28 protein-coding genes and 1 riboswitch are annotated in these 25,689 nt (G+C 52.7%); of the genes, 15 read left to right on the top strand and 13 right to left on the bottom strand.

The window, feature by feature from the left end; all coding sequences use genetic code 11:
* The first annotated feature begins 224 nt into the window (after nucleotides 1-224).
* A riboswitch (molybdenum cofactor riboswitch) is annotated at nucleotides 225-369 on the top strand.
* The 7 genes from moaA (at nucleotide 357) to ACJHYW_RS07710 (ending at nucleotide 4,822) form a co-directional block, all read left to right on the top strand.
* Entirely contained in the window at nucleotides 357-1,346 is a 990-nt protein-coding gene (gene moaA, locus ACJHYW_RS07740; protein ID WP_001295301.1) for a GTP 3',8-cyclase MoaA, read from the top strand. It overlaps the preceding riboswitch by 13 nt.
* Nucleotides 1,347-1,367: 21 nt before the next feature.
* Complete coding sequence (gene moaB / locus ACJHYW_RS07735) at nucleotides 1,368-1,880, top strand: molybdenum cofactor biosynthesis protein B (protein WP_000084639.1); 513 nt, start codon at nucleotides 1,368-1,370, stop codon at nucleotides 1,878-1,880.
* A gap of 2 nt (nucleotides 1,881-1,882) precedes the next feature.
* On the top strand, nucleotides 1,883-2,368 hold the full coding sequence (gene moaC, locus ACJHYW_RS07730) for a cyclic pyranopterin monophosphate synthase MoaC (protein ID WP_000080883.1): 486 nt from the start codon (nucleotides 1,883-1,885) through the stop codon (nucleotides 2,366-2,368).
* Nucleotides 2,361-2,606: a molybdopterin synthase sulfur carrier subunit gene (gene moaD / locus ACJHYW_RS07725; RefSeq protein ID WP_000598612.1), complete on the top strand. Its 246-nt coding sequence runs from the start codon at nucleotides 2,361-2,363 to the stop codon at nucleotides 2,604-2,606. Before moaC ends, moaD begins: the two co-directional genes overlap by 8 nt.
* 1 nt (nucleotide 2,607) lies before the next feature.
* Entirely contained in the window at nucleotides 2,608-3,060 is a 453-nt protein-coding gene (gene moaE / locus ACJHYW_RS07720; RefSeq protein WP_000852287.1) for a molybdopterin synthase catalytic subunit MoaE, read from the top strand.
* A gap of 136 nt (nucleotides 3,061-3,196) precedes the next feature.
* On the top strand, nucleotides 3,197-3,901 hold the full coding sequence (locus ACJHYW_RS07715) for a Bax inhibitor-1/YccA family protein (RefSeq protein WP_001361291.1): 705 nt from the start codon (nucleotides 3,197-3,199) through the stop codon (nucleotides 3,899-3,901).
* Nucleotides 3,902-4,108: 207 nt separating this feature from the next.
* Nucleotides 4,109-4,822: a Bax inhibitor-1/YccA family protein gene (locus ACJHYW_RS07710; protein ID WP_001361292.1), complete on the top strand. Its 714-nt coding sequence runs from the start codon at nucleotides 4,109-4,111 to the stop codon at nucleotides 4,820-4,822.
* Between the two features lie 35 nt (nucleotides 4,823-4,857).
* Here the strand turns inward: ACJHYW_RS07710 and ACJHYW_RS07705 are convergent, their stop codons facing one another.
* The 3 genes from ACJHYW_RS07705 to ACJHYW_RS07695 are packed head-to-tail and all read right to left on the bottom strand — an operon-like array spanning nucleotide 4,858 to nucleotide 7,813.
* Nucleotides 4,858-5,814 (bottom strand): YbhN family protein, encoded by a 957-nt coding sequence (locus ACJHYW_RS07705; protein WP_000045463.1) that lies wholly within the window; start codon nucleotides 5,812-5,814, stop codon nucleotides 4,858-4,860.
* Complete coding sequence (gene clsB / locus ACJHYW_RS07700) at nucleotides 5,814-7,055, bottom strand: cardiolipin synthase ClsB (RefSeq protein WP_000650324.1); 1,242 nt, start codon at nucleotides 7,053-7,055, stop codon at nucleotides 5,814-5,816. The genes ACJHYW_RS07705 and clsB overlap by 1 nt, the downstream gene beginning before the upstream one ends.
* Nucleotides 7,052-7,813: an endonuclease/exonuclease/phosphatase family protein gene (locus tag ACJHYW_RS07695; protein ID WP_001113344.1), complete on the bottom strand. Its 762-nt coding sequence runs from the start codon at nucleotides 7,811-7,813 to the stop codon at nucleotides 7,052-7,054. Before ACJHYW_RS07695 ends, clsB begins: the two co-directional genes overlap by 4 nt.
* Before the next feature lie 132 nt (nucleotides 7,814-7,945).
* Between ACJHYW_RS07695 and ACJHYW_RS07690 the strand changes: the two genes are divergently transcribed.
* Entirely contained in the window at nucleotides 7,946-8,356 is a 411-nt protein-coding gene (locus ACJHYW_RS07690) for a YbhQ family protein (protein ID WP_000871982.1), read from the top strand.
* Here the strand turns inward: ACJHYW_RS07690 and ACJHYW_RS07685 are convergent.
* From ACJHYW_RS07685 to cecR, 5 genes are read right to left on the bottom strand one after another with little or no spacing between them, the layout of a single operon-like run.
* Nucleotides 8,318-9,424: an ABC transporter permease gene (locus ACJHYW_RS07685; RefSeq protein WP_000469031.1), complete on the bottom strand. Its 1,107-nt coding sequence runs from the start codon at nucleotides 9,422-9,424 to the stop codon at nucleotides 8,318-8,320. The genes ACJHYW_RS07690 and ACJHYW_RS07685 overlap by 39 nt on opposite strands.
* A gap of 10 nt (nucleotides 9,425-9,434) precedes the next feature.
* Complete coding sequence (locus ACJHYW_RS07680) at nucleotides 9,435-10,568, bottom strand: ABC transporter permease (protein ID WP_000070117.1); 1,134 nt, start codon at nucleotides 10,566-10,568, stop codon at nucleotides 9,435-9,437.
* Nucleotides 10,561-12,297, bottom strand: coding sequence for an ATP-binding cassette domain-containing protein (locus tag ACJHYW_RS07675; RefSeq protein ID WP_001361293.1), 1,737 nt, complete (start codon nucleotides 12,295-12,297; stop codon nucleotides 10,561-10,563). The genes ACJHYW_RS07680 and ACJHYW_RS07675 overlap by 8 nt, the downstream gene beginning before the upstream one ends.
* Nucleotides 12,290-13,285 (bottom strand): secretion protein HlyD, encoded by a 996-nt coding sequence (gene hlyD / locus ACJHYW_RS07670; RefSeq protein ID WP_001361294.1) that lies wholly within the window; start codon nucleotides 13,283-13,285, stop codon nucleotides 12,290-12,292. The genes ACJHYW_RS07675 and hlyD overlap by 8 nt, the downstream gene beginning before the upstream one ends.
* 2 nt (nucleotides 13,286-13,287) lie before the next feature.
* Nucleotides 13,288-13,959 (bottom strand): DNA-binding transcriptional regulator CecR, encoded by a 672-nt coding sequence (cecR, locus tag ACJHYW_RS07665; RefSeq protein ID WP_001361295.1) that lies wholly within the window; start codon nucleotides 13,957-13,959, stop codon nucleotides 13,288-13,290.
* A gap of 228 nt (nucleotides 13,960-14,187) precedes the next feature.
* On the opposite strand from cecR, the gene rhlE reads away from it, so the two are divergent.
* The 7 genes from rhlE (at nucleotide 14,188) to ybiE (ending at nucleotide 21,093) form a co-directional block, all read left to right on the top strand.
* Complete coding sequence (gene rhlE, locus ACJHYW_RS07660; protein WP_000007106.1) at nucleotides 14,188-15,552, top strand: ATP-dependent RNA helicase RhlE; 1,365 nt, start codon at nucleotides 14,188-14,190, stop codon at nucleotides 15,550-15,552.
* A gap of 156 nt (nucleotides 15,553-15,708) precedes the next feature.
* The gene (locus tag ACJHYW_RS07655; protein WP_000035214.1) at nucleotides 15,709-16,149 is read left to right on the top strand and encodes a hypothetical protein; all 441 of its coding nucleotides are present in this window, start codon (nucleotides 15,709-15,711) and stop codon (nucleotides 16,147-16,149) included.
* Nucleotides 16,149-16,430, top strand: a complete 282-nt coding sequence (locus tag ACJHYW_RS07650) for a type II toxin-antitoxin system mRNA interferase toxin, RelE/StbE family (RefSeq protein WP_001235510.1) — start codon at nucleotides 16,149-16,151, stop codon at nucleotides 16,428-16,430. The genes ACJHYW_RS07655 and ACJHYW_RS07650 overlap by 1 nt, the downstream gene beginning before the upstream one ends.
* Before the next feature lie 170 nt (nucleotides 16,431-16,600).
* Nucleotides 16,601-18,751: an ATP-dependent DNA helicase DinG gene (gene dinG / locus ACJHYW_RS07645; RefSeq protein WP_001218664.1), complete on the top strand. Its 2,151-nt coding sequence runs from the start codon at nucleotides 16,601-16,603 to the stop codon at nucleotides 18,749-18,751.
* Nucleotides 18,752-18,778: 27 nt separating this feature from the next.
* Nucleotides 18,779-19,741: a DNA-binding protein YbiB gene (gene ybiB / locus ACJHYW_RS07640; RefSeq protein WP_000386516.1), complete on the top strand. Its 963-nt coding sequence runs from the start codon at nucleotides 18,779-18,781 to the stop codon at nucleotides 19,739-19,741.
* A gap of 140 nt (nucleotides 19,742-19,881) precedes the next feature.
* Complete coding sequence (gene hcxB / locus ACJHYW_RS07635; protein ID WP_000443510.1) at nucleotides 19,882-20,967, top strand: hydroxycarboxylate dehydrogenase HcXB; 1,086 nt, start codon at nucleotides 19,882-19,884, stop codon at nucleotides 20,965-20,967.
* 66 nt (nucleotides 20,968-21,033) lie between these two features.
* Entirely contained in the window at nucleotides 21,034-21,093 is a 60-nt protein-coding gene (ybiE, locus tag ACJHYW_RS07630; protein WP_211180490.1) for a protein YbiE, read from the top strand.
* 13 nt (nucleotides 21,094-21,106) lie between these two features.
* On the opposite strand, the gene ybiJ is transcribed toward ybiE, so the two are convergent.
* The 5 genes from ybiJ to mcbA all read right to left on the bottom strand — a co-directional run bounded on the left by ybiJ (nucleotide 21,107) and on the right by mcbA (nucleotide 25,498).
* Nucleotides 21,107-21,367 carry a DUF1471 family protein YbiJ gene (ybiJ, locus tag ACJHYW_RS07625; protein ID WP_000849301.1) on the bottom strand — a complete coding sequence of 87 codons (261 nt, stop codon included), beginning with the start codon at nucleotides 21,365-21,367 and terminating at the stop codon, nucleotides 21,107-21,109.
* A 264-nt stretch (nucleotides 21,368-21,631) separates the two neighbouring features.
* A complete protein-coding gene (ybiI, locus tag ACJHYW_RS07620; RefSeq protein WP_000146334.1) occupies nucleotides 21,632-21,898 on the bottom strand; it encodes a C4-type zinc finger protein YbiI in 267 nt (88 codons plus the stop codon).
* A 73-nt stretch (nucleotides 21,899-21,971) separates the two neighbouring features.
* Nucleotides 21,972-22,649, bottom strand: coding sequence for a PKHD-type hydroxylase YbiX (gene ybiX / locus ACJHYW_RS07615; RefSeq protein WP_000990143.1), 678 nt, complete (start codon nucleotides 22,647-22,649; stop codon nucleotides 21,972-21,974).
* Nucleotides 22,650-22,690: 41 nt separating this feature from the next.
* Nucleotides 22,691-24,973 carry a catecholate siderophore receptor Fiu gene (locus tag ACJHYW_RS07610; RefSeq protein ID WP_000430055.1) on the bottom strand — a complete coding sequence of 761 codons (2,283 nt, stop codon included), beginning with the start codon at nucleotides 24,971-24,973 and terminating at the stop codon, nucleotides 22,691-22,693.
* A gap of 264 nt (nucleotides 24,974-25,237) precedes the next feature.
* Nucleotides 25,238-25,498, bottom strand: coding sequence for a DUF1471 family periplasmic protein McbA (mcbA, locus tag ACJHYW_RS07605; protein WP_000710618.1), 261 nt, complete (start codon nucleotides 25,496-25,498; stop codon nucleotides 25,238-25,240).
* Between the last annotated feature and the right edge of the window lie 191 nt (nucleotides 25,499-25,689).

Genomic DNA, 25,689 nt, shown 5'->3' with positions numbered 1-25,689 from the left:
AAATTGCGGGGAAACAGCAATTAACCTGCCAATATTGAGGATACAAACTATTTTCTTCTACCTCTAAAGGACGATGTACGCTATGCCTTCCTGATGATGTATATCAAAGTAAAACCGCCATTTTCCCTTATTCTGTAGCGAAATAGCACGATCATGACGCTATATACATGATTACATAGCGAAAGTGTGGATGGTAAAAATCTCATTTACACGCTAGTATCGGCTTAACCACTAAACACTCTAGCCTCTGCACCTGGGTCAACTGATACGGTGCTTTGGCCGTGACAATGCTCGTAAAGATTGCCACCAGGGCGAAGGAAGAAATGACTTCGCCTCCCGTATCTGGAAAGGTGTACATGGCTTCACAACTGACTGATGCATTTGCGCGTAAGTTTTACTACTTGCGCCTGTCGATTACCGATGTGTGTAACTTTCGTTGCACCTACTGCCTGCCGGATGGCTACAAACCGAGCGGCGTCACCAATAAAGGCTTTCTTACCGTCGATGAAATTCGCCGGGTTACGCGCGCCTTCGCCAGTCTGGGCACCGAAAAAGTCCGTCTGACGGGCGGTGAGCCGTCTTTACGCCGCGACTTTACCGATATCATCGCCGCTGTGCGAGAAAACGACGCTATCCGCCAGATTGCGGTCACCACCAATGGTTACCGTCTGGAACGCGATGTGGCGAACTGGCGCGATGCTGGACTTACTGGCATCAACGTCAGCGTTGATAGTCTGGACGCCCGCCAGTTTCATGCCATTACCGGGCAGGATAAATTCAACCAGGTCATGGCAGGAATCGATGCTGCATTTGAGGCCGGTTTTGAGAAGGTCAAAGTCAATACCGTGCTGATGCGTGATGTTAATCATCATCAGCTCGACACCTTTCTGAACTGGATCCAGCATCGTCCCATCCAGCTGCGTTTCATCGAACTGATGGAGACGGGCGAGGGCAGCGAGCTCTTCCGTAAGCATCACATCTCTGGTCAGGTTCTGCGTGACGAGTTACTGCGTCGCGGCTGGATCCACCAATTACGTCAACGCAGCGACGGTCCCGCGCAAGTCTTTTGTCATCCGGATTACGCCGGAGAGATTGGCCTTATCATGCCGTATGAAAAAGACTTCTGCGCCACTTGCAACCGCCTGCGCGTTTCCTCCATTGGTAAACTCCATCTCTGCCTGTTTGGTGAAGGCGGCGTTAACCTGCGCGATCTGCTGGAAGACGATACCCAGCAACAGGCGCTGGAAGCGCGTATTTCAGCGGCGCTGCGGGAGAAGAAACAGACCCATTTCCTGCATCAAAACAACACCGGTATTACGCAAAACTTATCGTACATTGGCGGCTAAAACGTCAAAAGGAGAGATCAGATGAGTCAGGTAAGCACTGAATTTATCCCGACCCGTATTGCTATTCTTACGGTTTCTAATCGTCGCGGTGAAGAAGACGATACCTCCGGTCACTATCTGCGCGACTCGGCGCAAGAAGCGGGCCATCACGTTGTCGATAAAGCCATTGTGAAAGAAAACCGCTACGCTATTCGCGCTCAGGTATCTGCGTGGATCGCCAGCGACGATGTACAAGTGGTATTGATTACGGGGGGGACTGGCCTGACGGAAGGAGATCAGGCTCCCGAAGCGCTGCTGCCGTTGTTCGACCGTGAAGTTGAAGGTTTTGGTGAAGTGTTCCGGATGTTGTCGTTCGAAGAGATTGGCACTTCCACGTTGCAATCTCGTGCGGTAGCGGGCGTCGCTAACAAAACGCTGATTTTCGCCATGCCGGGTTCGACCAAAGCGTGCCGTACCGCATGGGAAAATATCATTGCGCCGCAGCTGGATGCCCGTACGCGTCCGTGTAATTTCCATCCACATTTGAAGAAATAAGTATGTCGCAACTGACCCATATCAACGCCGCTGGCGAAGCGCACATGGTGGATGTCTCCGCCAAAGCGGAAACCGTGCGTGAAGCGCGCGCCGAAGCCTTTGTTACCATGCGCAGCGAGACGCTGGCGATGATTATTGATGGTCGCCACCACAAAGGCGACGTATTTGCCACTGCGCGTATTGCCGGTATTCAGGCGGCAAAACGCACCTGGGATCTGATCCCGCTGTGTCACCCGCTGATGCTCAGCAAAGTTGAAGTCAATTTACAGGCTGAGCCGGAGCACAATCGGGTACGTATAGAAACCTTATGCCGCCTGACCGGGAAAACCGGTATCGAAATGGAAGCATTAACCGCGGCCTCCGTGGCGGCGCTGACCATTTATGACATGTGCAAAGCGGTGCAAAAAGATATGGTGATTGGTCCGGTACGTTTGCTGGCAAAGAGCGGCGGCAAATCAGGTGACTTTAAGGTGGAAGCGGATGATTAAAGTTCTTTTTTTCGCCCAGGTGCGCGAGTTGGTAGGAACAGATGCAACCGAAGTAGCTGCGGATTTCCCAACCGTTGAAGCGTTACGCCAGCACCTGGCTGCGCAGAGCGATCGCTGGGCGCTGGCGCTGGAAGATGGCAAATTGCTGGCTGCCGTCAACCAGACGCTGGTGAGTTTTGACCATCCGCTGACTGACGGCGACGAAGTGGCTTTCTTCCCGCCGGTAACCGGAGGTTAAGATGGCAGAAACCAAAATTGTTGTCGGCCCGCAGCCGTTCAGCGTAGGAGAAGAGTATCCGTGGCTGGCGGAGCGTGATGAAGACGGTGCGGTAGTCACCTTTACCGGTAAGGTGCGCAACCATAACCTTGGCGACAGCGTCAAAGCATTAACCCTCGAACACTATCCGGGGATGACTGAAAAAGCACTGGCAGAAATTGTCGATGAAGCGCGTAACCGCTGGCCGCTGGGGCGCGTCACGGTGATTCACCGCATCGGGGAATTATGGCCGGGCGATGAAATCGTTTTTGTCGGTGTCACCAGTGCGCATCGCAGCAGTGCGTTTGAAGCCGGGCAGTTTATTATGGATTATCTCAAAACCCGCGCACCGTTCTGGAAGCGCGAAGCCACGCCGGAAGGCGACCGCTGGGTCGAAGCTCGGGAGAGCGATCAGCAGGCGGCAAAACGCTGGTAGTTTTTTGTTAGCCGGATAAGGCACCGCTGCGTCCGGCAATTTCACCGCTCAGTATATGCGTTTACGCTGCGTCGATGCACAGCCTCATCATTTTGCAGTATCCTTAAGATATTCCTTATATCTTCAGGAGATCGTCATGGACAGATTCCCACGTTCTGATTCAATCGTACAAACCCGAACTGGCCTGCAAACCTATATGGCACAGGTCTATGGCTGGATGACAGTAGGCTTGCTGCTTACTGCGTTTGTTGCCTGGTATGCGGCTAATTCCGCGGCCGTTATGGAGCTATTATTCACCAACCGCATCTTTTTAATTGGTCTGGTAATAGCACAATTAGCTCTGGTTATTGTGTTATCAGCGATGATTCAAAAGCTGAGCGCAGGTGTAACGACGATGCTCTTTATGCTTTATTCCGCGCTGACTGGCCTGACGCTTTCCAGTATTTTCATTGTCTATACCGCTGCTTCTATCGCCAGTACTTTCGTCGTTACTGCCGGGATGTTCGGCGCAATGAGCCTGTACGGTTACACCACGAAGCGCGATCTAAGTGGTTTCGGCAATATGCTGTTTATGGCGTTGATCGGCATTGTGCTGGCATCGCTGGTCAACTTCTGGCTGAAAAGCGAAGCGTTGATGTGGGCAGTTACCTACATCGGCGTGATTGTCTTTGTCGGATTGACGGCGTATGACACCCAGAAACTGAAAAATATGGGTGAGCAGATTGATACCCGCGACACGTCGAACCTGCGCAAATATTCCATTCTTGGCGCGTTGACCTTGTATCTGGACTTCATCAACCTGTTCCTGATGTTGCTGCGGATCTTCGGCAACCGCCGTTAATTCTTTTTTCACCATCAATATCCCGGCCATGTGTCGGGATTTTTTTCTTACTAAAAACGACACTTAACAAGTACCAGGTATAAAATATGCCTTATGGACGAGCGGAAGCGTTTTCTGTATCCATAAATGCAAAAGTATTTTGTATGCGTGGTTTTAAATTTATTGATGGTGAATATTAATGTTTTTTTTCTAAGGACAACTAAAAGAATGGAATCATTCTCGCAAAATAGCAATAAATTAGATTTTCAGCACGAAGCCAGGATATTAAACGGCATATGGCTCATTACCGCTTTGGGTTTGGTGGCAACCGCAGGGCTGGCCTGGGGCGCTAAGTATCTCGAAATTACGGCAACAAAATATGATTCACCGGAAATGTATATTGCTATAGGATTATTATTACTTTCTATGTATGGCTTAAGTAAAGATATCAACAAGATAAATACCGCCATCGCGGGCGTAATATATTTGTTTTTAATCTCTTTGGTGGCGATTGTCGTTGCGAGTTTAGCGCCTGTATCTGCCATTATCGTCGTATTCAGCACAGCGGGCGCGATGTTTTTTATCAGTATGCTGGCTGGTTTATTATTCAATGTTGATCCTGGCTCTCACCGTTTTACCATTATGATGACGTTGACAGGGTTGGCCCTGGTAATCATCGTGAATGCCACATTAATGAGTGAACGACCCATTTGGGTAATAAGTTGCTTAATGATTGTCTTATGGTCAGGCATTATCTCGCATGGACGAAATAAGCTCCTTGAACTGGCAGGAAAATGCCATAGTGAAGAATTATGGAGTCCGGTTCGTTGTGCTTTTATAGGTGCATTAACACTCTATTACTATTTTATCGGCTTCTTTGGGATTCTTGCCGCTATAGCTATAACGCTTGTCTGGCAAAGGCATACGCGGTTTTTTCATTAGCCGTAAATGCACATACTAAAGAACTTAACTATACTTCACATCGCCGCTTCATTTTTCGCCCGCAGCTTCTTCGCCTGGCTTTCCAGTACCAGATAGCAAACCAGCGCCAGCAGCAGCGGGATAAAGTAATACAGCACACGGTAAGCGAGTAGGGCGGCGATAATTGTGCCCTTGGATGTATGCTCCCCAGCCAGTAGCGCGATAAACACCGCTTCCAGCACACCAATCCCCGCCGGAATATGCACAATCACACCGGCGATACTACTGACCAACAATACGCCCAGCACAAAGAAATAGTTCACGTTCTGCCCCAGCAGCAGCCAGATCATCGCGCCCATTGCCATCCAGTTAACACTGGAAATCAGCATCTGTGCCAGGGCGAACTTCCACGACGGGAGTACCAGTTTTTGCCCTTTAACGGTCATGTGGCGGTGTTTAGCAAAGGCGCAAAACCATAAATAGACGGCGATTATCAAAAGCAGCCCAATGCCGAGAAAGCGCAGCGTGGTTTGATCGATATACCAGTGGTCCGGTAGCTCTACCACGCCTGCGGTAAAAATAATCCCGCCCAGTAAAATATATCCCAGCCAGTTGGTGGTAATACTGAGCGAGAAAATCCGCGTAATGGTGCTGCCCGGCAATCCCAGACGGGAGTACAGGCGATAGCGCATACCAATCCCGCCGACCCAGGTACTGAGCGTCAGGTTGAAGGCATAGCAGATAAACGACACCAGCATCACCTGGCGCTTCGCCAGTTTGTGACCGCAGTAGAAGCGGGCGAGCAGGTCATAGCAGCCGTAAATCAGATAACTGACGACCACCAGCCCGACCGCACTGAGCAGCGCAACGCGATTGTAGTCGCGGATGACCTTCCAGACCTCTTCCCAGTCCACCTTTTTGGCGTAGACCACCAACAACACAATCACCGCGATAAAAAACAGCCAGGTGAGGATCTTCTTTGCTAAGCGCCAGCGCGGGTGTGATTTACTCATCAGGGTTTTACCCCCGTGTTTTCAGTTTCTACCCGATCCTGCGTTTCCATTGTCGGCTGAGCGGGCGGGTCAACCTGCGCCAGACGTGGCGTGTGTGCCGGAAGCCAGCCGACCAGCGCCGGGAAGTGGCGTAAAAAGTGGAAGGCCAGCACGCTTTTGGTCAGATTCCACCAGGTGCGTTTCGGCAGCATGGTCTCATCGACCTGCTGACAATCTGCGGCGATGATGCCGTTCAGATTATCGCGCAGCGTCTGGTTAAAATGACGATCGTGGATGATGACATTTGCTTCGAGATTCAGTGACAAACTGAGCGGATCGAGATTACTGGACCCTACTGTCGCCCAGTGATCGTCCATCAATGCTACTTTGCCGTGGAGTGGGCGGCGGCGGTACTCAAACACCTGAACGCCGCCTTTAACCAGATAGTTATACAGCAAACGTGCGCCGACTCTGACAATCGGCATATCCGGTTCGCCCTGAATGATCAGTTTGATCCGCACCCCGCGCCGTGCCGCTTTACGCAAGGCGTGTAAAAAACGATAGCCGGGGAAGAAGTAGGCGTTGGCGATAATCACTTCCCGCCGCGCCTGAGTGAGCATTTTCAGATAGTGACGTTCGATATCATCGCGATGTTCTTCGTTATCGCGCCAGACCAGCAATACCTGCGCTTCTCCCGGCTGGCGATTTTCTTCCGCTTTGTGATGACGTCGCCACCAGCGTCGGGCCGCGCTCTGTCCTGGCAGATTTTCCAGTTCAAACTGGAGGATATCTTCAACAATCGGCCCTTCAAGGCGTACCGCGTAATCCTGTTTGGCCTCTGGACCGTAGCTGGACATATGCTCGGCGGAGTAATTCAGCCCGCCAATAAAGGCGATAAGCGCGTCGATCACCACAATTTTGCGATGCATCCGGCGAAACACATTGGTGCGCATACCAAAAAGGCGCGGGCGGGGATCGTAGTAGCGAAATACCACGCCAGCTGCCGTCAGTTCATTGACAAACTCATCGCTGAGATCCGGCGAACCGTAGCCATCCAGCAAGACTTCCGCTTTCACCCCGCGTTGCGCTGCTGCCAGTAGCGCCGCATGCAGCTGTTTGCCGACGTCATCCTCAAACCAGATAAACGTTTCAAGAATGATGCGTTCTTGCGCCTCGCCAATCGCCTTAAACACCGCGGGATAATATTGCTCGCCGTTTTCCAGCAACTGGATCTTATTGCCTTCGCGCCAGCTACATTTCATAAATGAATCTCCGCACTTAAAGGGGCATGATCAGAAAGGTGTCGCCATGTCCGCAGCGGCAACGCGGTTGGCGCGCTGGCGCTGGCATTTTTGACGTAGATCCTGTCCAGTCGTAGTAGAGGAAATTGCACCGGAAACGTGCGCGCCGGGCGTCCGTGGGCGCGGGTAAAAATCTCATCCAGTCCGGCCTGCATTTTTAACGGATGATTAGCTTTTTGCCGCCAGTCATTGAAATCACCCGCCACCAATACCGGTTCGCCGTCCGGTAGCTCATTCACCCATTCGGCGAGCATCGCAAGCTGCGCCTGACGGTGCGCCTCACGCAGGCCCAAATGTACGCACATTACATGAATCGCTTTTCCGGTCATCGGCGGCACAATGCGGCAGTAGAGCACGCCGCGCTTTTCCGCACCATCGACCGAAACATCACGATTCTCATAATGTTCAATGGGATAACGTGAAAGAACCGCATTACCGTGATGTCCTTCCGGGTATACGGCATTGCGACCGTAGGCGAAATCGCTCCACATGGTGTCGGCGAGAAACTCGTAGTGCGAGGTATCGGGCCAGTTTTCCACATGCAGCGGATGAACTTCGTGCGCGCCCATCACTTCCTGCAGGCAAACAATATCGGCACTGACGGTACGCACGGCGTCGCGAAGTTCCGGCAAAATGAAGCGTCGGTTAAACGCGGTAAAGCCTTTGTGAATATTGATGGTGAGCACCTTGAACGAAAATTGTTGTGTTTGATCGGGCATAATTTTCCTGTCTTTGCCTCTTATCTCATTGAAATAGTGTAGTCGGCGTCACAAAAAGGTGCGGTCTTACGGAATTTTCCGTAAAGTTCGGTACTCTGAATAAGTAGAGATAAATTCTTCAGGAGAGAAGCCATGAAGTGGCAACAACGTGTTCGTGTCGCAACTGGCCTAAGTTGCTGGCAGATTATGTTGCATTTACTGGTAGTGGCGCTGCTGGTGGTGGGCTGGATGAGTAAGACTCTGGTTCACGTCGGCGTGGGATTATGCGCACTGTATTGTGTCACGGTAGTGATGATGCTGGTGTTTCAGCGCCACCCCGAGCAACGCTGGCGTGAGGTGGCAGACGTGCTGGAAGAGCTGACCACGACCTGGTATTTTGGCGCAGCGCTGATTGTGCTGTGGCTGTTGTCCCGCGTACTGGAAAACAACTTTTTGCTGGCAATTGCAGGGCTGGCAATCCTTGCCGGCCCGGCGGTGGTGTCTTTGCTGGCGAAAGATAAGAAGTTACATCACCTTACGTCTAAACATCGCGTACGCCGCTGACCCTGTCGTGGCCGTTATCACCAGTAGCGGCCACAAACTATTCCACACAATATCCAGACTCGCATCCTTCAAATAAATCTGCTTGGTAATGTCCGTAAAGTGGCGAATAGGGTTAATCCACGTCAGATTTTGCAGCCACACTGGCATGTTTTCCACCGGCGAAACGTAACCGGAAAGGAGAATGGCGGGCATCATAAAGACAAACACGCCGATAAACGCCTGCTGTTGTGTTGAACAGAGTGATGAAATCAACAGACCGAAGCCTACCAGCGATAAACCGTAAATCACCATCGTAAAGTAGAACAGCGCCAGCGATCCGGCGAAGGGGATTTGATACGCCCAGATACCAATCGCCAGCACAATGGTGGCCTGGAAGGTGGCGACAATTAATGCCGGTACGGCCTTGCCGATGAATATCTGCCAGGTGGTGAGCGGCGAAACCAGTAACTGATCGAGCGTACCTTGTTCACGTTCGCGGGCGACGGAAAGTGAAGTGACGATCATTACGCCGATAGTGGTGATCATGGCGATCAGCGACGGCACCACAAACCATTTGTAGTCGAGATTCGGGTTATACCAGTTGCGTACCACCAGCTCGCTGTTGTTGGGTTTCGGTTTTCCTTCCAGCAGCTCCTGCTGATAATTTTTGACGATCTGTTGCAGGTAGTTGGCGGCAATTTGCGCACTGTTGGAGTTGCGCCCGTCGAGGATCAACTGCAACGGCGCGGTCTGGAAGGTATCCAGTTTGCGCGAGAAGTCAGCCGGGAAACGCACCAGGAGTAATGCCTTTTGTGTGTCGATGGTTGGGCGGATCTCCTGCGGGCTTTTCAGCAGCAGCACATGGGTAAAGGCGCTGGCGCGGGCAAAACGTTGAGTAAGTTCCACCGAATGCTCGCCGTTATCTTCATCGTAGATGGCGATGGTGGCGTTGGTCACTTCCAGCGTGGCGGCGAACGGGAACAGGATCACCTGAATCAGCACGGGTAAAATCAGAATTGCGCGGGTTTGCGGTTCGCGCAGCAGCGACTGCAACTCTTTGCGGATTAACGTCCATAAGCGATGAAACATGCTCTTCTCCCTAATCCAGCCGACGTTTGGTTTTCAGCCACGTCAGGCCGATAAACATCACCGCCGAAGCGATCAAAAACAGCACGTTCACCACCAGTACCACCGGAATATTCCCGGCGAGGAACAGGCTTTGCAGGGTGCTGACGAAATAACGTGCGGGAATAATGTACGTCACCGCGCGGATCACCGCGGGCATACTGTCTATCTGAAATATAAAGCCGGAAAGCATAATCGACGGCAGAAAAGCCGCGTTCAGGGCAACCTGAGCGGCGTTGAACTGGTTGCGGGTAATTGTGGAAATCAGTAGCCCCATCCCCAGGGTACTGAGTAAAAACAGGCTGGAGATAAAAAACAGAATCAGCAGCGACCCGCGATACGGCACGCCGAGAATAAACACCGACACCAGCATACACAGCAACATCGCCAGCATCCCGAGAAAGTAATAAGGGATCAGCTTACACAGCAGCAGCTCCGTGCGGGTAATCTCCGTAGAGAGCAAAGCCTCCATGGTGCCGCGTTCCCATTCTCGCGCCACCACCAGCGAGGTGAGAATCGCACCGATGACCGTCATGATAATAGTCACCGCACCGGGGATAATAAAGTGCTGGCTTATCGCCGCCGGGTTAAACCAGTAGCGGGTTTGTACATCAATAAGCGGTTCAAAAGTCTGCCCGTTATCCTCCGCGCGCTGCATTTGCCAGATCTGCCAGATCCCTTCGACATACCCCTGCACAAAGTTAGCGGTATTCGGCTCACTGCCGTCGGTGATCACCTGAATCGGTGCAATGGCGTTGGCGCGCTCCATCTGTTCGGCGAAATCCACCGGAATAACCACCAGACCGCGAATTTTCCCCGCCTGCATTTTGGCGATCAGTTCCTGACGGTTATCGCTGATGGTGGCGTCGATGTAGGGCGAACCGGTCATGGTGTGGGTGAAATCCAGCGCCGCTTCGCTACGCTGTTCCAGTAAAATCCCGACCCGCAGCTTGCTGGAGTCGAGGTTAATGCCGTAACCAAAAATAAACAGCAGTAGCAGCGGGATCACCACCGCAATCAGCCAGCTACTCGGATCGCGAACGATCTGCCGCGTCTCTTTGACGCACAGTGCCCGCACGCGACGCCAGGACAGGATCGGATTACTCATTGCCATGCTCCTTATCCCAGTCGTGGATCAACTGAATAAAGGCCTGCTCCATGGTGGGATCGGGTTGCTCATCGTTGGCCGACTGTGCTTTCAAATCGTCCGGCGTGCCGCTGGCAATCAGCTTCCCGCGATACACCAGGCCAATGCGGTCGCAATATTCCGCTTCATCCATAAAGTGGGTGGTAACCATCACCGTGACGCCTTTCTCTACCATGCTATTGATGTGCAGCCAGAATTCGCGGCGGGTGAGGGGATCAACGCCGGACGTCGGTTCGTCGAGAAACAGAATGTCCGGTTCATGCATCAGCGAGCAGGCCAGTGCCAGCCGCTGTTTAAAACCTAATGGCAGTTCATCGGTGGCGTGTGAGGCAATACTTTTCAGGCCAAATGCCTCGCTCATACGGGAGATTTTTTCGTTCTGCGCCCGACCGCGTAAGCCATACACACCAGAGAAAAAGCGTAAATTCTGTTCGACCGTCAGGTTGCCGTAGAGCGAAAATTTTTGCGCCATATAGCCGAGATGCTGGCGCGCTTTACCGGAACTCTCTTTCAGATCCATGCCCAGCACCAGCGCCTGACCAGAGGTCGGTACCAGCAAACCGCACATCATCTTAAAGGTGGTCGATTTACCCGCGCCGTTTGGCCCCAGCAAACCAAAGATTTCACCGCGTTTGACGGCAAAGTTGACGTGATCGGTGGCGGCAAAATCGCCAAATTTTTTGGTCAGTTCTTTCGCTTCGATCACCGTCTCACCGGGTGTGCCTTCTACCGTATGCAATATTGCACCCAGCGGCGATTCCGAGGTTCCGGCACCGCCCAGCAAATCAATAAACGCATCTTCAAAACGCGGCGTAGTTTCGTTGATGTTGATTTCCGGCATCCCGTCGGCATGGCGAATATCGTCTGGTGTGGCCTCTTTTTTGAGGATCAGGCGTACCGATTTCCCCTGAATCATGCCGTCGCTGACCTGCGGCAGTTTCAATGCCCGTTGCAACAGTTTGCGGTTGCCCTCGTGCGGGCTGGTCATCAGAAAGCTGCGTCCGGCCATAGTTTGAGTCAGGGCTTTTGGTTCCCCCTGATACAGCAACTCGCCTTCGTTCATCAGTAACACGTCACGGCACTGCTCGGCTTCGTCGAGATACGAGGTACTCCAGAGGATTAACATCCCTTCGCCCGCCAGCTCATGCACCATCTGCCACAGTTCGCGCCGTGAGATAGGGTCAACGCCGACGCCGGGTTCATCGAGCAGCAACACTTTCGGTTCGCCCACCAGGGTACAGGCCAGGCCGAGTTTTTGTTTCATCCCACCGGAGAGCTTGCCCGCCAGGCGTCCGGTAAACGGGCCAAGAGACGTAAACTCCAGCAGGCGAGCAAAAGTCTGCTTCCGTGCTTCACCGGTGACGCTGCGCAAATCCGCGTACAGATTGAGGTTCTCCATCACCGTCAGATCTTCATACAGGCCGAATTTCTGCGGCATATAGCCGAGCACGGCGTGCAGCGCAGCGTCATTTTTGATCGGATCAAAGCCAATCACCGTGGCACTGCCGCTGTCGGGTTTCAGTAATCCCGCCAGCATCCGCATCAGCGTGGTTTTGCCCGCACCGTCCGGCCCAACCAGCCCCGTCACATAACCGGCGTGAATGGTGCAGTCGAGCGGTGCGACGGCGGGCTTGTCCATGCCCGGAAAGCGTTTTTCCAGGCCGTTCAGCGTGATAACGGCATCATTCATGTCCTGCCTCGTCACCGAATTGCACCGTTACCGGCATTCCCTGGCGTAACGCATCATCGGCGTCGGTCACCACAATACGCAGACGATAGACGAGATCGGTACGCAGATCCGGTGTTTCGACGGTTTTCGGGGTAAATTCAGCAGTCGGCGAAACGAAACCAATCTGCCCGTGATACGGCTTGTCCGGGCGACCATCGGTATAAAGCAACACTTTGCGCCCCGGCTGGGCCTGGTCAAGATTACGTTCATCAACATAGGCGCGTACCCACACCGGACGCGTCAGCGAGACGGTAAATACCGTGCCACCTTCATTAAGCACCGTGCCGGGCTCTACCGCGCGCGTTAACAGCGTGCCATCAGACGGTGCTATCAACGTTGAGTCCTGCAAATTCAGCTCCGCCTGCGCCAGTTGCGCCTGTGCTTGTTCGAGGCTGGCTTTCGCCTGGGCGATGTCCTGTTCGCGGTTACCGGAACGGTACTGACGCAATTTATCCTGCGCTGATTTCAGCGTGGCCTGCGCCTGGTCGCGCGAGGAGCGGGCATTTTCCAGGTCATTTGCCGAAATGGTGCGGCTTTTCCACAGTCCTTGCTGGCGGTTATAGAAGTTCTGCGCATAGTCATAGGCAGCTTGCGCCTGTTTCACCGCTGCGGCGGCCTGAGCGATTTCTTCATCTCGATACCCGGCAAGCATCAGGTCATACTGCGCCTGAGCCACCGAAACGCCCGCTTTCGCCTGCATCAGGGCAATCTCATACGGCTTGTGATCCAGTTCGCCCAGCACCTGGCCCGCTTTGACCGCATCACCTTCGTCCACCGCCAGCGACTCAACGCGCCCCCCAACACGGAAACTAAGATTCACCGTACGAATATCCACGTTGCCATACAGCGTCAGGCCGTTATCCTGGCGGCTTTGATACCACCAGTAGCCTCCGGCAACCACGGCGGCAAGTACCACTACCGCCAGTCCGATCACGACAGGTTTTTTCATCACTACAAACTCCTTTGCGATAATCCTTGCAAAATCAGGTCGATATGACAGGTCACCGTCTGGTTGATCAGTTCGGTCTTTTCTTCATCGAACGCGGTCCAGCCGGTACGTAACAAAATAGTTTCTTTGCCAAGACGAAACGCCAGAATCTCACCAATCAACGCATGGGTATGGAGGATCATGCGGGTGTCGTTGGCGTCGCAGCCGGTCCAGGCGGCAATCAGGCGTGTAAGGTGGCTGTGTAGCGGGCTAATCACCTGTTCATGCACCAGGTGGTAGGCTGCCGTAGGAGAGAGTTGCTCACGGGAGATAAACTTGCTGAGGTTGACGGTGTCATCCTGGGTGAGCAGCTTAATCATGTTCCTGCAGGCGCGAAGGATCAGTTCACGGATAGCTGCGCGATCAGGCTGTGGTTGCGCGAACAAACGTTCGGCTTCTTCGGCGTGCGGACGGAACTGCTCGCCAATAAAATCGGCAATCCACTGGGCGCAGGCGAGGTACAAATCCTCTTTCGAACCGAAGTAGTAGGTGATGGCAGCGATATTCTGCCCGGCCTGGGAGGCTATCTCGCGGGTGGTGGCGTTCATTCCATATTCACCAAACTGCGCCAGTGCGGCAGCAATCAGCTGTTTTTTCGCCTGTTCACCCTTGATTGTCATGGCAGGATTATTCATCGCACAGTCCATTCTTAATCAAATGATTGATTAAGATTATGACTCCATAGGGGAGTTGTCCAGTATGGCTAAGAATTTTAGCTACGCCAGTCACAGGGATAATTTATGCGCTGCGTCACAAAAACTGCTACACTCCGCTCCCTCATGACATTGTGGTTTTTGTCATTTTCCTTTTCAGTATCTCCCTGAAAACTACACCGGTAACGGTCGGGGCGGTTCGGAGTAGTTATGTCTTTCGATTCTTTGGGTTTAAGCCCTGATATCCTGCGCGCCGTTGCCGAGCAGGGTTACCGTGAACCCACCCCTATTCAGCAGCAGGCGATCCCTGCGGTGCTGGAAGGCCGCGACCTGATGGCCAGCGCCCAGACCGGTACCGGCAAAACAGCGGGCTTTACGCTGCCGCTGTTGCAACACCTGATCACTCGCCAGCCGCACGCCAAAGGGCGTCGTCCGGTACGTGCGCTCATTCTTACCCCAACCCGTGAACTGGCGGCGCAGATTGGCGAAAACGTCCGTGATTACAGCAAATACCTGAATATCCGTTCGCTGGTGGTGTTTGGCGGTGTCAGCATTAACCCGCAGATGATGAAGTTGCGCGGCGGCGTTGATGTGCTGGTGGCAACGCCGGGACGTCTGCTGGACCTGGAACATCAGAATGCGGTGAAGCTGGATCAGGTTGAAATCCTCGTCCTTGATGAAGCTGACCGCATGCTCGACATGGGCTTTATCCACGATATCCGTCGCGTGTTAACAAAATTGCCAGCGAAGCGCCAGAACCTGTTGTTCTCCGCGACCTTCTCTGACGATATTAAAGCCCTGGCGGAAAAACTGTTGCACAACCCGCTGGAAATCGAAGTGGCACGCCGCAATACCGCGTCTGATCAGGTGACCCAGCATGTTCACTTTGTTGATAAGAAACGCAAACGCGAATTGCTGTCGCATATGATTGGGAAAGGGAACTGGCAGCAGGTGCTGGTGTTTACCCGTACCAAACATGGCGCTAACCATCTGGCTGAACAGCTCAATAAAGATGGCATCCGCAGTGCGGCGATCCACGGCAATAAATCGCAAGGTGCGCGTACCCGTGCGCTGGCTGATTTTAAATCGGGCGATATTCGTGTACTGGTGGCAACTGACATCGCTGCGCGCGGCCTGGATATTGAAGAGCTGCCGCACGTGGTCAACTATGAACTGCCAAACGTACCGGAAGATTATGTCCACCGTATCGGGCGTACCGGTCGTGCGGCTGCTACCGGTGAAGCGTTGTCGCTGGTGTGTGTTGATGAACACAAACTGCTGCGTGATATCGAAAAACTGCTGAAAAAAGAGATCCCGCGCATTGCGATTCCTGGCTATGAGCCGGACCCGTCAATCAAAGCGGAACCAATCCAGAATGGTCGCCAGCAACGTGGCGGCGGCGGTCGTGGGCAAGGTGGTGGTCGCGGTCAACAGCAACCACGCCGTGGAGAAGGTGGTGCGAAATCAGCTAGCGCGAAGCCCGCAGAAAAAACATCTCGTCGTCTTGGTGATGCCAAACCGGCAGGCGAACAACAACGCCGTCGCCGTCCGCGTAAACCTGCCGCTGCGCAGTAATCTTTTATGCCGGGCGATGCCCGGCATATTCGCAACAAATCTCTTTCTACCGCAATTTTATCCTGGGCAATTTACGATTAAGGTGCTGCAATTTATTATTAATTGCGCTATCTTTAATTATAAATTGCATGCCGTATACAAAGAGGTTAGCGCATTATGGCACCAGAAACGATCGATCACTCAACCTTACATAAACTGGTTGAATCTGGCGTAGTGGATGCAGCACACGTTATTGGCACCCAGGGAGGCTGGTCGTTGACCGTGAAATACGGCCACACTGAACGGCCTCTTGCAGCACAACGCAGTCGGCAAATTCGCTTGTTTAAACGGCTGGAAACGGTTGTCAACTACCTGAAAGATGTTGGTATTGCCCGGTTTGAAGTCGACGCCTCTCATTACGACCCGGACGGTCAGAAGAAAACGACCCGACCAGACAGGGCAGAGGCATTAAAACGAGCTCATGAAGCTGCCGCGTATGACGCCTGGTTTCGTGAACAGGTACAGGCCGCCATTGACGATCCACGCCCGGCGCTCTCTCATGAAGAGGCCAAAAGTCTATTTGCTGCCCGTAAAAAAGCCTTGCTGAAGGGGGATTAATGCGTCTGGAATGGAAGCCAATGTCCCTGTCTGACAGGGAGCAAATCATGGAATACATCAGTAAAGATAATCCGCTAGCGGCAATAGCCCTTGATAATCAATTTGAAGCCATTGCGGAACAGGCCTGTGAACGCCCGGAGATGTACCGGGCCGGACGAGTCGCTGGTACACATGAAGCCGTTGTCAGGCCGCATTATGTGCTGATCTACCAAGTGGAGGGCGATACGCTCTCGGTACTGCGTGTTTTACATACCGCCCTGCAATGGCCACCAGCGCAATAAGCCTGCGTGCATTGTCTTTTACTACGCAATGATGTTTCTTCTGTTGCGAGAAAACCCCACAGCCAGAAAACGTTATTGCGAGCCGCTTTCCAGAAACAGAAAAACCATTACCCCTGAAAACCGAAAAATGCCACAATATTGGCTGTTTATACAGTATTTCAGGTTTTCTCATGGCATTAACCGCCGCGCTTAAAGCGCAAATTGCCGCCTGGTATAAGGCGCTTCAGGAACAGATCCCCGACTTTATTCCCCGTGCGCCGCAGCGGCAGATGATTGCGGACGTCGCCAAAACGCTGGCCGGAGAAGAAGGGCGGCATCTGGCGATTGAAGCCCCCACTGGCGTTGGGAAAACGCTCTCCTATTTGATCCCTGGCATCGCCATTGCCCGCGAAGAGCAAAAAACGCTGGTGGTGAGTACCGCCAACGTGGCATTGCAGGATCAGATCTACAGTAAAGATTTACCGCTGCTGAAAAAGATCATTCCCGATCTTAAATTCACTGCCGCTTTTGGGCGTGGGCGCTACGTTTGTCCGCGTAATCTGACGGCGCTCGCCAGCACTGAACCCACGCAACAGGATTTGCTGGCGTTTCTTGACGACGAACTGACGCCGAACAATCAGGAAGAACAAAAACGTTGTGCGAAGCTGAAGGGCGATCTCGACACTTATAAATGGGATGGTCTGCGTGATCATACTGATATCGCTATAGATGACGATCTCTGGCGTCGTTTGAGCACCGACAAGGCCAGTTGCCTTAACCGCAACTGTTATTACTATCGCGAATGCCCGTTTTTTGTCGCTCGTCGGGAGATTCAGGAAGCGGAAGTGGTGGTGGCAAACCATGCGCTGGTGATGGCGGCGATGGAAAGCGAAGCCGTATTGCCTGACCCGAAAAATTTACTGCTGGTGCTGGACGAAGGTCATCACCTGCCGGATGTGGCGCGGGATGCGCTGGAGATGAGTGCAGAAATCACCGCACCGTGGTATCGGCTACAGCTGGACTTGTTCACGAAACTGGTCGCTACCTGCATGGAGCAGTTTCGCCCGAAGACCATCCCGCCGCTGGCGATCCCTGAACGTTTGAATGCCCATTGTGAAGAGTTGTATGAGCTTATCGCCTCGTTAAACAACATTCTCAACCTCTACATGCCTGCCGGGCAGGAGGCAGAGCACCGTTTTGCGATGGGCGAACTGCCTGATGAAGTACTGGAGATCTGCCAGCGGCTGGCAAAACTCACCGAGATGCTGCGTGGCCTGGCGGAGTTATTTCTTAACGATTTAAGTGAGAAAACCGGCAGCCATGACATTGTACGCCTGCATCGGTTGATTTTGCAGATGAACCGCGCGTTGGGGATGTTCGAGGCGCAAAGCAAACTCTGGCGGCTGGCGTCTCTGGCGCAATCTTCCGGTGCGCCGGTGACCAAATGGGCGACGCGGGAAGAGCGCGAAGGGCAGCTGCATCTCTGGTTTCACTGTGTGGGTATTCGTGTTAGCGACCAACTGGAAAGGCTGCTGTGGCGCAGTATTCCGCACATTATTGTTACCTCCGCAACCTTGCGTTCGCTGAACAGTTTTTCGCGTTTGCAGGAGATGAGTGGGCTGAAAGAGAAAGCGGGCGACCGTTTTGTGGCGCTGGATTCCCCCTTTAACCACTGCGAACAGGGCAAAATTGTTATTCCCCGGATGCGCGTTGAGCCTTCCCTCGACAACGAAGAGCAGCATATTGCCGAAATGGCGGCCTTTTTCCGTAAGCAGGTGGAGAGCAAAAAACATCTCGGTATGTTGGTACTGTTTGCCAGCGGACGGGCGATGCAGCGCTTTCTCGACTATGTGACGGATTTACGTCTGATGTTGCTGGTGCAGGGCGATCAGCCGCGTTACCGTTTAGTTGAACTGCACCGCAAACGCGTCGCCAACGGTGAGCGCAGCGTGCTGGTGGGCTTACAGTCATTTGCCGAAGGGCTTGATCTGAAAGGCGATCTGCTCAGCCAGGTGCATATCCACAAAATCGCTTTTCCGCCCATCGACAGCCCCGTGGTGATCACCGAAGGGGAATGGCTGAAAAGCCTCAACCGCTATCCGTTTGAGGTGCAAAGCCTGCCGAGCGCCTCGTTTAACCTGATTCAGCAGGTTGGGCGACTGATTCGAAGCCACGGTTGCTGGGGCGAAGTGGTGATTTACGATAAACGCTTGCTCACCAAAAACTACGGCAAGCGGCTACTGGATGCATTACCGGTATTTCCGATAGAGCAACCGGAAGTCCCTGAAGGTATAGTTAAAAAGAAAGAAAAAACGAAATCCCCACGCCGTCGGCGGCGTTAATGATGTGAGTCAGGTAAGGAGTCGTAAATGGACTATCGCAAAATCATTAAAGAGATCGGGCGCGGGAAAAACCACGCGCGCGATTTAGACCGGGATACTGCGCGCGGTCTGTATGCCCATATGCTCAATGGTGAAGTCCCTGACCTTGAGTTGGGCGGCGTATTGATTGCGCTGCGTATCAAAGGGGAAGGGGAAGCAGAGATGCTCGGCTTTTACGAAGCCATGCAAAATCACACCATCAAGCTGACGCCGCCTGCAGACAAGCCGATGCCGATTGTCATCCCCAGTTACAACGGCGCGCGTAAACAGGCCAACCTGACGCCGTTGTTGGCGATTCTCCTGCACAAACTCGGTTTTCCTGTGGTGGTTCACGGGGTTAGCGAAGATCCAACCCGCGTGCTGACAGAAACCATTTTCGAACTGATGGGTATTACGCCAACGTTGCACGGCGGGCAGGCGCAGGCGAAGCTCGACGAACATCAACCGGTGTTTATGCCTGTCGGCGCGTTTTGCCCGCCGCTGGAAAAACAACTGGCGATGCGCTGGCGGATGGGCGTGCGTAACAGTGCACATACCCTGGCGAAACTGGCGACGCCATTTGCCGAAGGTGAGGCACTGCGTCTTTCCAGCGTTTCGCATCCGGAATACATTGGACGCGTCGCGAAGTTCTTTAGCGATATCGGCGGGCGGGCGCTACTAATGCATGGTACTGAAGGTGAAGTGTATGCTAATCCGCAGCGCTGCCCGCAGATCAATCTCATTGACCGTGAAGGGATGCGGGTGCTGTATGAAAAACAGGACACTGCTGGTAGCGAGTTACTGCCACAAGCAAAAGATCCGGAAACCACGGCGCAGTGGATTGAGCGTTGCCTGGCTGGCAGCGAACCGATTCCCGAATCGCTGAAAATCCAGATGGCTTGCTGCCTGGTGGCTACGGGTGAAGCGGCAACTATCAGCGACGGCCTGGCGCGCGTTAATCAGGCATTCTAATTCTTTTCTCAGCCGGATGAGCCATGTCATCCGGCTTTTACCCCACCGCAATATGAAATTCCTGCATCTTTATTGACCTTCCCGCGCCCGGCGTGCAGCATAAAAAAACAACAAACACATAACATAAACAGGAGTTAACCATGGAAAGTGGTCATCGCTTTGATGCTCAGACGTTGCACAGTTTTATTCAGGCTGTATTTCGTCAGATGGGTAGCGAGGAACAAGAAGCGAAATTAGTTGCCGATCATTTAATCGCGGCAAACCTGGCAGGGCATGATTCACATGGTATTGGCATGATCCCAAGCTATGTGCGCTCCTGGAGTCAGGGGCATCTGCAAATTAACCATCATGCCAAAATCGTTAAAGAGGCGGGGGCGGCGGTCACGCTCGATGGCGATCGCGCATTTGGTCAGGTCGCGGCACACGAAGCGATGGCGTTGGGGATTGAGAAAGCGCATCAGCACGGTATTGCTGCCGTGGCGCTACATAACTCGCATCATATCGGCCGTATCGGTTACTGGGCGGAGCAGTGTGCAGCGGCGGGGTTTGTCTCCATCCACTTTGTTAGCGTGGTCGGTATTCCAATGGTCGCGCCGTTCCACGGTCGCGACAGCCGCTTTGGCACCAATCCGTTCTGTGTGGTTTTCCCTCGTAAAGATAATTTCCCGCTGTTGCTCGATTACGCCACCAGCGCCATTGCATTTGGCAAAACCCGCGTCGCCTGGCATAAAGGCGTCCCCGTGCCGCCAGGTTGCCTGATTGACGTTAACGGCGTGCCGACGACAAATCCGGCGGTAATGCAGGAGTCGCCGTTGGGTTCGCTGTTGACCTTTGCCGAACATAAAGGCTACGCCCTTGCAGCGATGTGTGAAATTCTTGGCGGGGCGCTTTCTGGCGGTAAAACGACGCATCAGGAAACGTTACAAACCAGTCCCGATGCCATTCTTAACTGCATGACCACTATCATTATCAACCCAGAACTGTTCGGCGCGCCGGATTGTAGTGCACAGACCGAAGCCTTTGCCGAGTGGGTGAAAGCCTCGCCGCATGATGACGATAAGCCGATTTTGCTACCGGGCGAGTGGGAAGTTAACACGCGTCGCGAACGGCAGGAGCAGGGGATTCCATTGGATGCGGGAAGCTGGCAGGCCATTTGTGATGCGGCGCGGCAGATTGGTATGCCGGAAGAGACGTTGCAGGCTTTCTGTCAGCAGTTAGCCAGCTAAAAAAAAGCCCGTCCAGTGGCGGACGGGCAAACAAGGGTAACATAGGATCAATGAGGGTTAGAGCATATGCGTCTGTCGGCAAACAGACAGGGAAATACTTGTGCTGGACGTAGCGTAAACGCCTGATCCGGCTTACGAATTACTTATAAATTACCGCAGTACCGCTTAATTTATTGTTGTTGGTGGCAGAAGTGATGCTGTATCCACTCGCCCCAGCTGCCGCAGCTTTCTCAGCCAGTTTCGCTTCCAGGGCATCGAGGGTGGATGCGCCATCGGCAGAAACCACGCCGATTTTATTCATGTTCTGTGCCTGGGATGCCGTTACCGGTTCCGCGGCAAACACGCCAAATGACAGAGTTGAAAGAGCCATAGCAGCAACAACAGTATTGATAGTTTTCATAATTAATCTCTCGCAGGTGATTTTTGTATAAGTGACGTTGTTTCGTCGATGTGATGAGTATCACGTTTTTTTACGAGAGATAAAATCGAAGAGAATTGACCGCCTTGTTCAAATAAATTGATTGATATCTAACATACTGATAATCCATTTATTTGTTGAACTTATGGACTTGTTTTATGCAGCGTGGCAGTCACGACAGCGTTAAAGGCACGGAATGCCACGCAAAATACAAATTATACTCGCTATACATCCCGCCAGTTGTAGTTAACGTAACTGGCTGTCTTTCGAACCTCTGCGATTATATCCTGTATAAGCTGGTTTTTGTAAATCTTTCTCCTGCTGACAATGAATGCATAAGCGCACGCCAGGAATGGCTTCCCGACGGGCCTGCGGGATAGGGGCACCGCACTCTTCACATTCATACAGGCTTTCGCCATGCGGAATTTCACCCCGAGCGCGGGCAATCGCATCTTCAATTGTACTGTTGATCTGTTCGTTGACGGCGTCATCATTAGCCCAACCGGATGCCATATCGTCCTCCCCATATCAATGCTTGTACAGCTAAGTGTAGCTAATATAGGGACGAACTCGGGCAGTTCAAGCGTCAGATCTCCGACCATTCCCGCAGCAGATTATGATAAAGATTGAGCAGCGACAGGATCTCTTCACTTTCGCCGTAGTGGCTTTTCAGCGACTGAATATTGTTGTCCAGTTCAAACAGCATGGCGCGCTTTTTATCATCGCGGATCATCGACTGGATCCACATAAATGATGCCACTCGCACGCCGCGGGTTACGGGTGTCACGCAATGCAGGCTGCTGGAGGGATACAACACCAGATCGCCTGCCGGGAGTTTTACCCGATGTTGCCCGAAGGTGTCATTAACGACCAGTTCGCCGCCGTCGTAGCTTTCTGGATCGCTTAAAAACAGCGTGGCAGAAAGGTCAGTGCGCATCCAGCCGTTTTGTGGATGGCTGCGTACTGCGCCATCCACATGGAAACCATAGGTTTCATTGTTCTGATAGCGATTAAACAGCGGCGTGGAAAGGGTACGCGGCAAGGCCGCGGCAAAGAACAAAGCATGTTGATTAACCGCGTTCAGCACCTCATTTTGCAGGGCGGCGTATAACGTGCTGCGGGTGTCTACCTGTTGATTGTTCTTAACTTGCGCACCTTGTGCGCCGGTGGTGACGCGTCCATCCACCCATTCGGCTTGTTCCAGTTGTTCGCGAAACCGGGCGACGTCCTTTGGCGATAGCACGCCGGGAATGTGGTACATCATACAAGTTCTCCAAAAAATGGGGCCTGCGCCCCACATCTGAATCAGAAATGCATATTGGCCGTGAGCAAGAAGGTTCTTGGCTCGCCCGGGTGATAACGGTAGCCGCTCTTGTTGATTGAGGCGACGTAATCGGTATCAAACAGGTTGTAGACGTTTAGCTGGAAGTCGAGATTGCGATTAACCCGATACCCCAGTTTAGCGTCGGCGACCCAATAACCTTCGGTAAACGCTGGCGTTCCCACCGCGCCGTCAGAACCTTTATGCATACTGCCGATATACCGTGCGCCCGCACCAACGGAAATATCATCGGTTGCCTGATATTGGCTCCATAAGGTAAAGGCGTGCTCCGGCGTATAGGGCAGCGATGAGGAACCATCTTGGGCAACATCTTTGCCGTTTTTGATGGTTGCTTTTTGCTGGGTATAGCCGCCAATCACCTGCCACGCGGGGGTGATATTCCCGGCCACGGATATCTCATAGCCTTCGACACGTTTCTTACCATATTGCGAATAAGTCCCGTCATCATTTTGCTCAACTTCATTTTCAATATCAGTACGGAACAGCGCGGCGGTAAGTAGCAGGCGTTTATCCAGAACCTGCCATTTGGTGCCAATCTCGCTGGTGTTGGCTTTTTGCGGTTTAAAATCGGTGCGGTTGGCACTGTTACCGCTGCCAGACTGCGCAAGGGCGAAGTTGTTGCCGCCCGGAGGCTGCTGGGAAACGGCATAGTTAATATAGACATTGCCGTTTTCCGTCAGGTGATACAGCGCCCCGGCTTTCCAGTTCACCAGATTGCCCGACTTGGCGGTATCGACGGTGGTGACCGGAGAACCTTTTGCCACGCCAGCAGGGCAGGTGATGGCACCGCGTCCGCTGCCGCCGCAGGCGGTGGCACTGTCATATTCAGTATGATAATTATCCAGACGGATCCCGCCGTTCAGCTCAAAATCACGGGTGATTTGCAGCGTATCGAAGGCGTAAATTGCGAAGGTATCCGTCTGACCATTGGCGTTTGCGCCGTTGCGCGTCAGGCCGCCGGGATGAATGCTGCTGTCAGGATGATAAATATTTACCGCAGGTAACGTCACCGGATTAACGCCGTAGTTAGTCTGCGTTTCACGGGTAAATTCCACGCCGGTACTGACATCATGACCGATAGAACCGGTATAGAACGTCGAGGTCAGGTTGGTCTGGTTGGTGAGAATTTTATTACTCACATCTTTAGTATTCGCCGTGCGTGACCAGGTCCAGCTATTCACATCGCTGGTGGGCTGGGTAATATTCGACGCCCCGCCCATAATCGCCGTCATCAGGTAATCCTGCTTCACGCGCGACCAACGGGTAGTATTGCGAATGGTGGTGTTATCGTTGATGTCGTGCTCAAAACGCATGGTAGCGGTGTCGGTGGTCGAATCGTCGTAATCGGAATCCGTGCCGTAAAAGTTATGAGTATCAACTTTTCCGGAATGATTCAGGGCCGCCGTTCCCGCAGATGGGGCAGAATAACCCGGTAAACCGATGGTCGGAATGCCGCCGTCTGGCGTGTTGTGCTGGGTGACATGCAGATAATTAAGATACAAACGATTCGCTGTGCCAAGGCCAAAAGCGACAGAAGGGGCGACGCCGTAACGCTCATTTTTAACTTTGTCGCGTCCGGCATCGTGCGTTTTTTCACCCATCACATTCAGGCGCACCGCAGTGGTATCACCAATGACCTGATTGACGTCCAGCGTGCCGCGGCGGAACCAGGCGCTGCCAATACTCGCGGAGGCGTCAATGCCGGAATCATTGCGCGGCTGCTTGCTGATCATATTGATCGAGCCCGTCGGCGCGCTGCGCCCGTAGTCGGTGCCGGACGGCCCTTTAATTACTTCGACCTGCTCGGTATTGAAGGTGTCGCGCGAGACGCTGCCGATATCGCGAATGCCATCAATATAAATACTGTTAGAAGTATCGGCACCGCGCATATAAATGGCGTCGCCAGTGGTGGAGTTACCGTTCTCACCAGCAAAAAACGCACCCACTCCGGGGACGTTTTTGAGCGCGTCGGTAAGGTTGGTTGCGCCCTGATCTTTAATCACTTGTTCAGAAATCACCGTCATCGTGCGGGTAGTATCCGCTACCGGACGCGAGAATTTCGGATCGGCAGATTGTTGTGGCGCATAAAGCGAAGGCGTTGATGCTTCGACAACCAGCGTGTCATCCGCGTTAGTTTGCCCTTCGGCGGCGAGAGCCTGAGCCACAGGCGTGATGCCAATACAAAGACCAGCAAAGAACGTGAGCGAATGAAATTGTCTGGCAGGGAAATTGCGATTGTTTTCCATTTTGCAGGTGACTTTTTCTTATATGTTGAAATTTTCACTGCCACGAGAAAGCATCTCTGCGGATGCGATGCCACTGTTAATCTCGTGATAGCGTTCGTGCAAGTGATAATAATTTTGATAAGCATTATCACTTGGCGCGTTTTTCTATCACCCATTGCGCGAAAAAGAAATACATTTATTTACATTGCGTTCATATTTGATGTTTTTTGCTTACAAATCGGACGAAAACTGCATCCAGAGGCGAATGCAGTTACGTTGGTGGGGTTATTTGTAGATGATTGCAGTACCGAACATCTGGTCATTTCCGCCTGCGGAATTAATGACATAACCTTTCGCGCCTTGTTCGCGCGCTTTTTCTGCCAGTTTATCCTCCAGATCGCTTAGGTTTGATGCGCCAGTTGCCGAAACGGTACCGGCGGGCCGTAGCTGACCGCTGTCCAGGTTACTCATCGGTTGCGCGGCATAAGCCGTGAGAGAGATTCCGCTCAGGACGGTGGCAATCAGTAGTGTGAGGCACTTTTTCATAATGACATCCTCATAAATACAACGGGTAGTGCCTGATAAGTGTAGGTCGCCTGGGCGATGAAAATGACGCAAAAAATTGACAGAGATGCGCTTATTTTTTGAACGATATATTTTTACAAAATAAGACAAATCAATGACATGCATGATGATGATTTTTATGGTGAATTGCCATAAACCATAGCCATGTGAAG

This window comes from Escherichia sp. WS3063 (genome assembly GCF_046486595.1).
In the GTDB taxonomy this organism is placed as follows: Bacteria; Pseudomonadota; Gammaproteobacteria; order Enterobacterales; family Enterobacteriaceae; genus Escherichia; species Escherichia coli.
This window is presented reverse-complemented; position numbering and strand designations above follow the sequence as displayed.

What these genes read in the sequence shown, in the direction of transcription:
- ybiB (WP_000386516.1), top strand. Translation starts at nt 18,779, where the DNA reads ATGGACTATCGCAAAATCATTAAAGAGATCGGGCGCGGGAAAAACCAC.
- moaB (WP_000084639.1), top strand. Translation starts at nt 1,368, where the DNA reads ATGAGTCAGGTAAGCACTGAATTTATCCCGACCCGTATTGCTATTCTT.
- ACJHYW_RS07650 (WP_001235510.1), top strand. Translation starts at nt 16,149, where the DNA reads ATGCGTCTGGAATGGAAGCCAATGTCCCTGTCTGACAGGGAGCAAATC.
- ACJHYW_RS07685 (WP_000469031.1), bottom strand. Translation starts at nt 9,424, where the DNA reads ATGTTTCATCGCTTATGGACGTTAATCCGCAAAGAGTTGCAGTCGCTG.
- ACJHYW_RS07675 (WP_001361293.1), bottom strand. Translation starts at nt 12,297, where the DNA reads ATGAATGATGCCGTTATCACGCTGAACGGCCTGGAAAAACGCTTTCCG.
- ACJHYW_RS07705 (WP_000045463.1), bottom strand. Translation starts at nt 5,814, where the DNA reads ATGAGTAAATCACACCCGCGCTGGCGCTTAGCAAAGAAGATCCTCACC.
- clsB (WP_000650324.1), bottom strand. Translation starts at nt 7,055, where the DNA reads ATGAAATGTAGCTGGCGCGAAGGCAATAAGATCCAGTTGCTGGAAAAC.
- hcxB (WP_000443510.1), top strand. Translation starts at nt 19,882, where the DNA reads ATGGAAAGTGGTCATCGCTTTGATGCTCAGACGTTGCACAGTTTTATT.
- ybiX (WP_000990143.1), bottom strand. Translation starts at nt 22,649, where the DNA reads ATGATGTACCACATTCCCGGCGTGCTATCGCCAAAGGACGTCGCCCGG.
- moaE (WP_000852287.1), top strand. Translation starts at nt 2,608, where the DNA reads ATGGCAGAAACCAAAATTGTTGTCGGCCCGCAGCCGTTCAGCGTAGGA.
- moaA (WP_001295301.1), top strand. Translation starts at nt 357, where the DNA reads ATGGCTTCACAACTGACTGATGCATTTGCGCGTAAGTTTTACTACTTG.
- hlyD (WP_001361294.1), bottom strand. Translation starts at nt 13,285, where the DNA reads ATGAAAAAACCTGTCGTGATCGGACTGGCGGTAGTGGTACTTGCCGCC.
- ACJHYW_RS07680 (WP_000070117.1), bottom strand. Translation starts at nt 10,568, where the DNA reads ATGAGTAATCCGATCCTGTCCTGGCGTCGCGTGCGGGCACTGTGCGTC.
- mcbA (WP_000710618.1), bottom strand. Translation starts at nt 25,498, where the DNA reads ATGAAAAAGTGCCTCACACTACTGATTGCCACCGTCCTGAGCGGAATC.
- ACJHYW_RS07655 (WP_000035214.1), top strand. Translation starts at nt 15,709, where the DNA reads ATGGCACCAGAAACGATCGATCACTCAACCTTACATAAACTGGTTGAA.
- ybiJ (WP_000849301.1), bottom strand. Translation starts at nt 21,367, where the DNA reads ATGAAAACTATCAATACTGTTGTTGCTGCTATGGCTCTTTCAACTCTG.
- rhlE (WP_000007106.1), top strand. Translation starts at nt 14,188, where the DNA reads ATGTCTTTCGATTCTTTGGGTTTAAGCCCTGATATCCTGCGCGCCGTT.
- ACJHYW_RS07695 (WP_001113344.1), bottom strand. Translation starts at nt 7,813, where the DNA reads ATGCCCGATCAAACACAACAATTTTCGTTCAAGGTGCTCACCATCAAT.
- moaC (WP_000080883.1), top strand. Translation starts at nt 1,883, where the DNA reads ATGTCGCAACTGACCCATATCAACGCCGCTGGCGAAGCGCACATGGTG.
- ybiI (WP_000146334.1), bottom strand. Translation starts at nt 21,898, where the DNA reads ATGGCATCCGGTTGGGCTAATGATGACGCCGTCAACGAACAGATCAAC.
- ACJHYW_RS07610 (WP_000430055.1), bottom strand. Translation starts at nt 24,973, where the DNA reads ATGGAAAACAATCGCAATTTCCCTGCCAGACAATTTCATTCGCTCACG.
- moaD (WP_000598612.1), top strand. Translation starts at nt 2,361, where the DNA reads ATGATTAAAGTTCTTTTTTTCGCCCAGGTGCGCGAGTTGGTAGGAACA.
- cecR (WP_001361295.1), bottom strand. Translation starts at nt 13,959, where the DNA reads ATGAATAATCCTGCCATGACAATCAAGGGTGAACAGGCGAAAAAACAG.
- dinG (WP_001218664.1), top strand. Translation starts at nt 16,601, where the DNA reads ATGGCATTAACCGCCGCGCTTAAAGCGCAAATTGCCGCCTGGTATAAG.
- ACJHYW_RS07710 (WP_001361292.1), top strand. Translation starts at nt 4,109, where the DNA reads ATGGAATCATTCTCGCAAAATAGCAATAAATTAGATTTTCAGCACGAA.
- ACJHYW_RS07690 (WP_000871982.1), top strand. Translation starts at nt 7,946, where the DNA reads ATGAAGTGGCAACAACGTGTTCGTGTCGCAACTGGCCTAAGTTGCTGG.
- ACJHYW_RS07715 (WP_001361291.1), top strand. Translation starts at nt 3,197, where the DNA reads ATGGACAGATTCCCACGTTCTGATTCAATCGTACAAACCCGAACTGGC.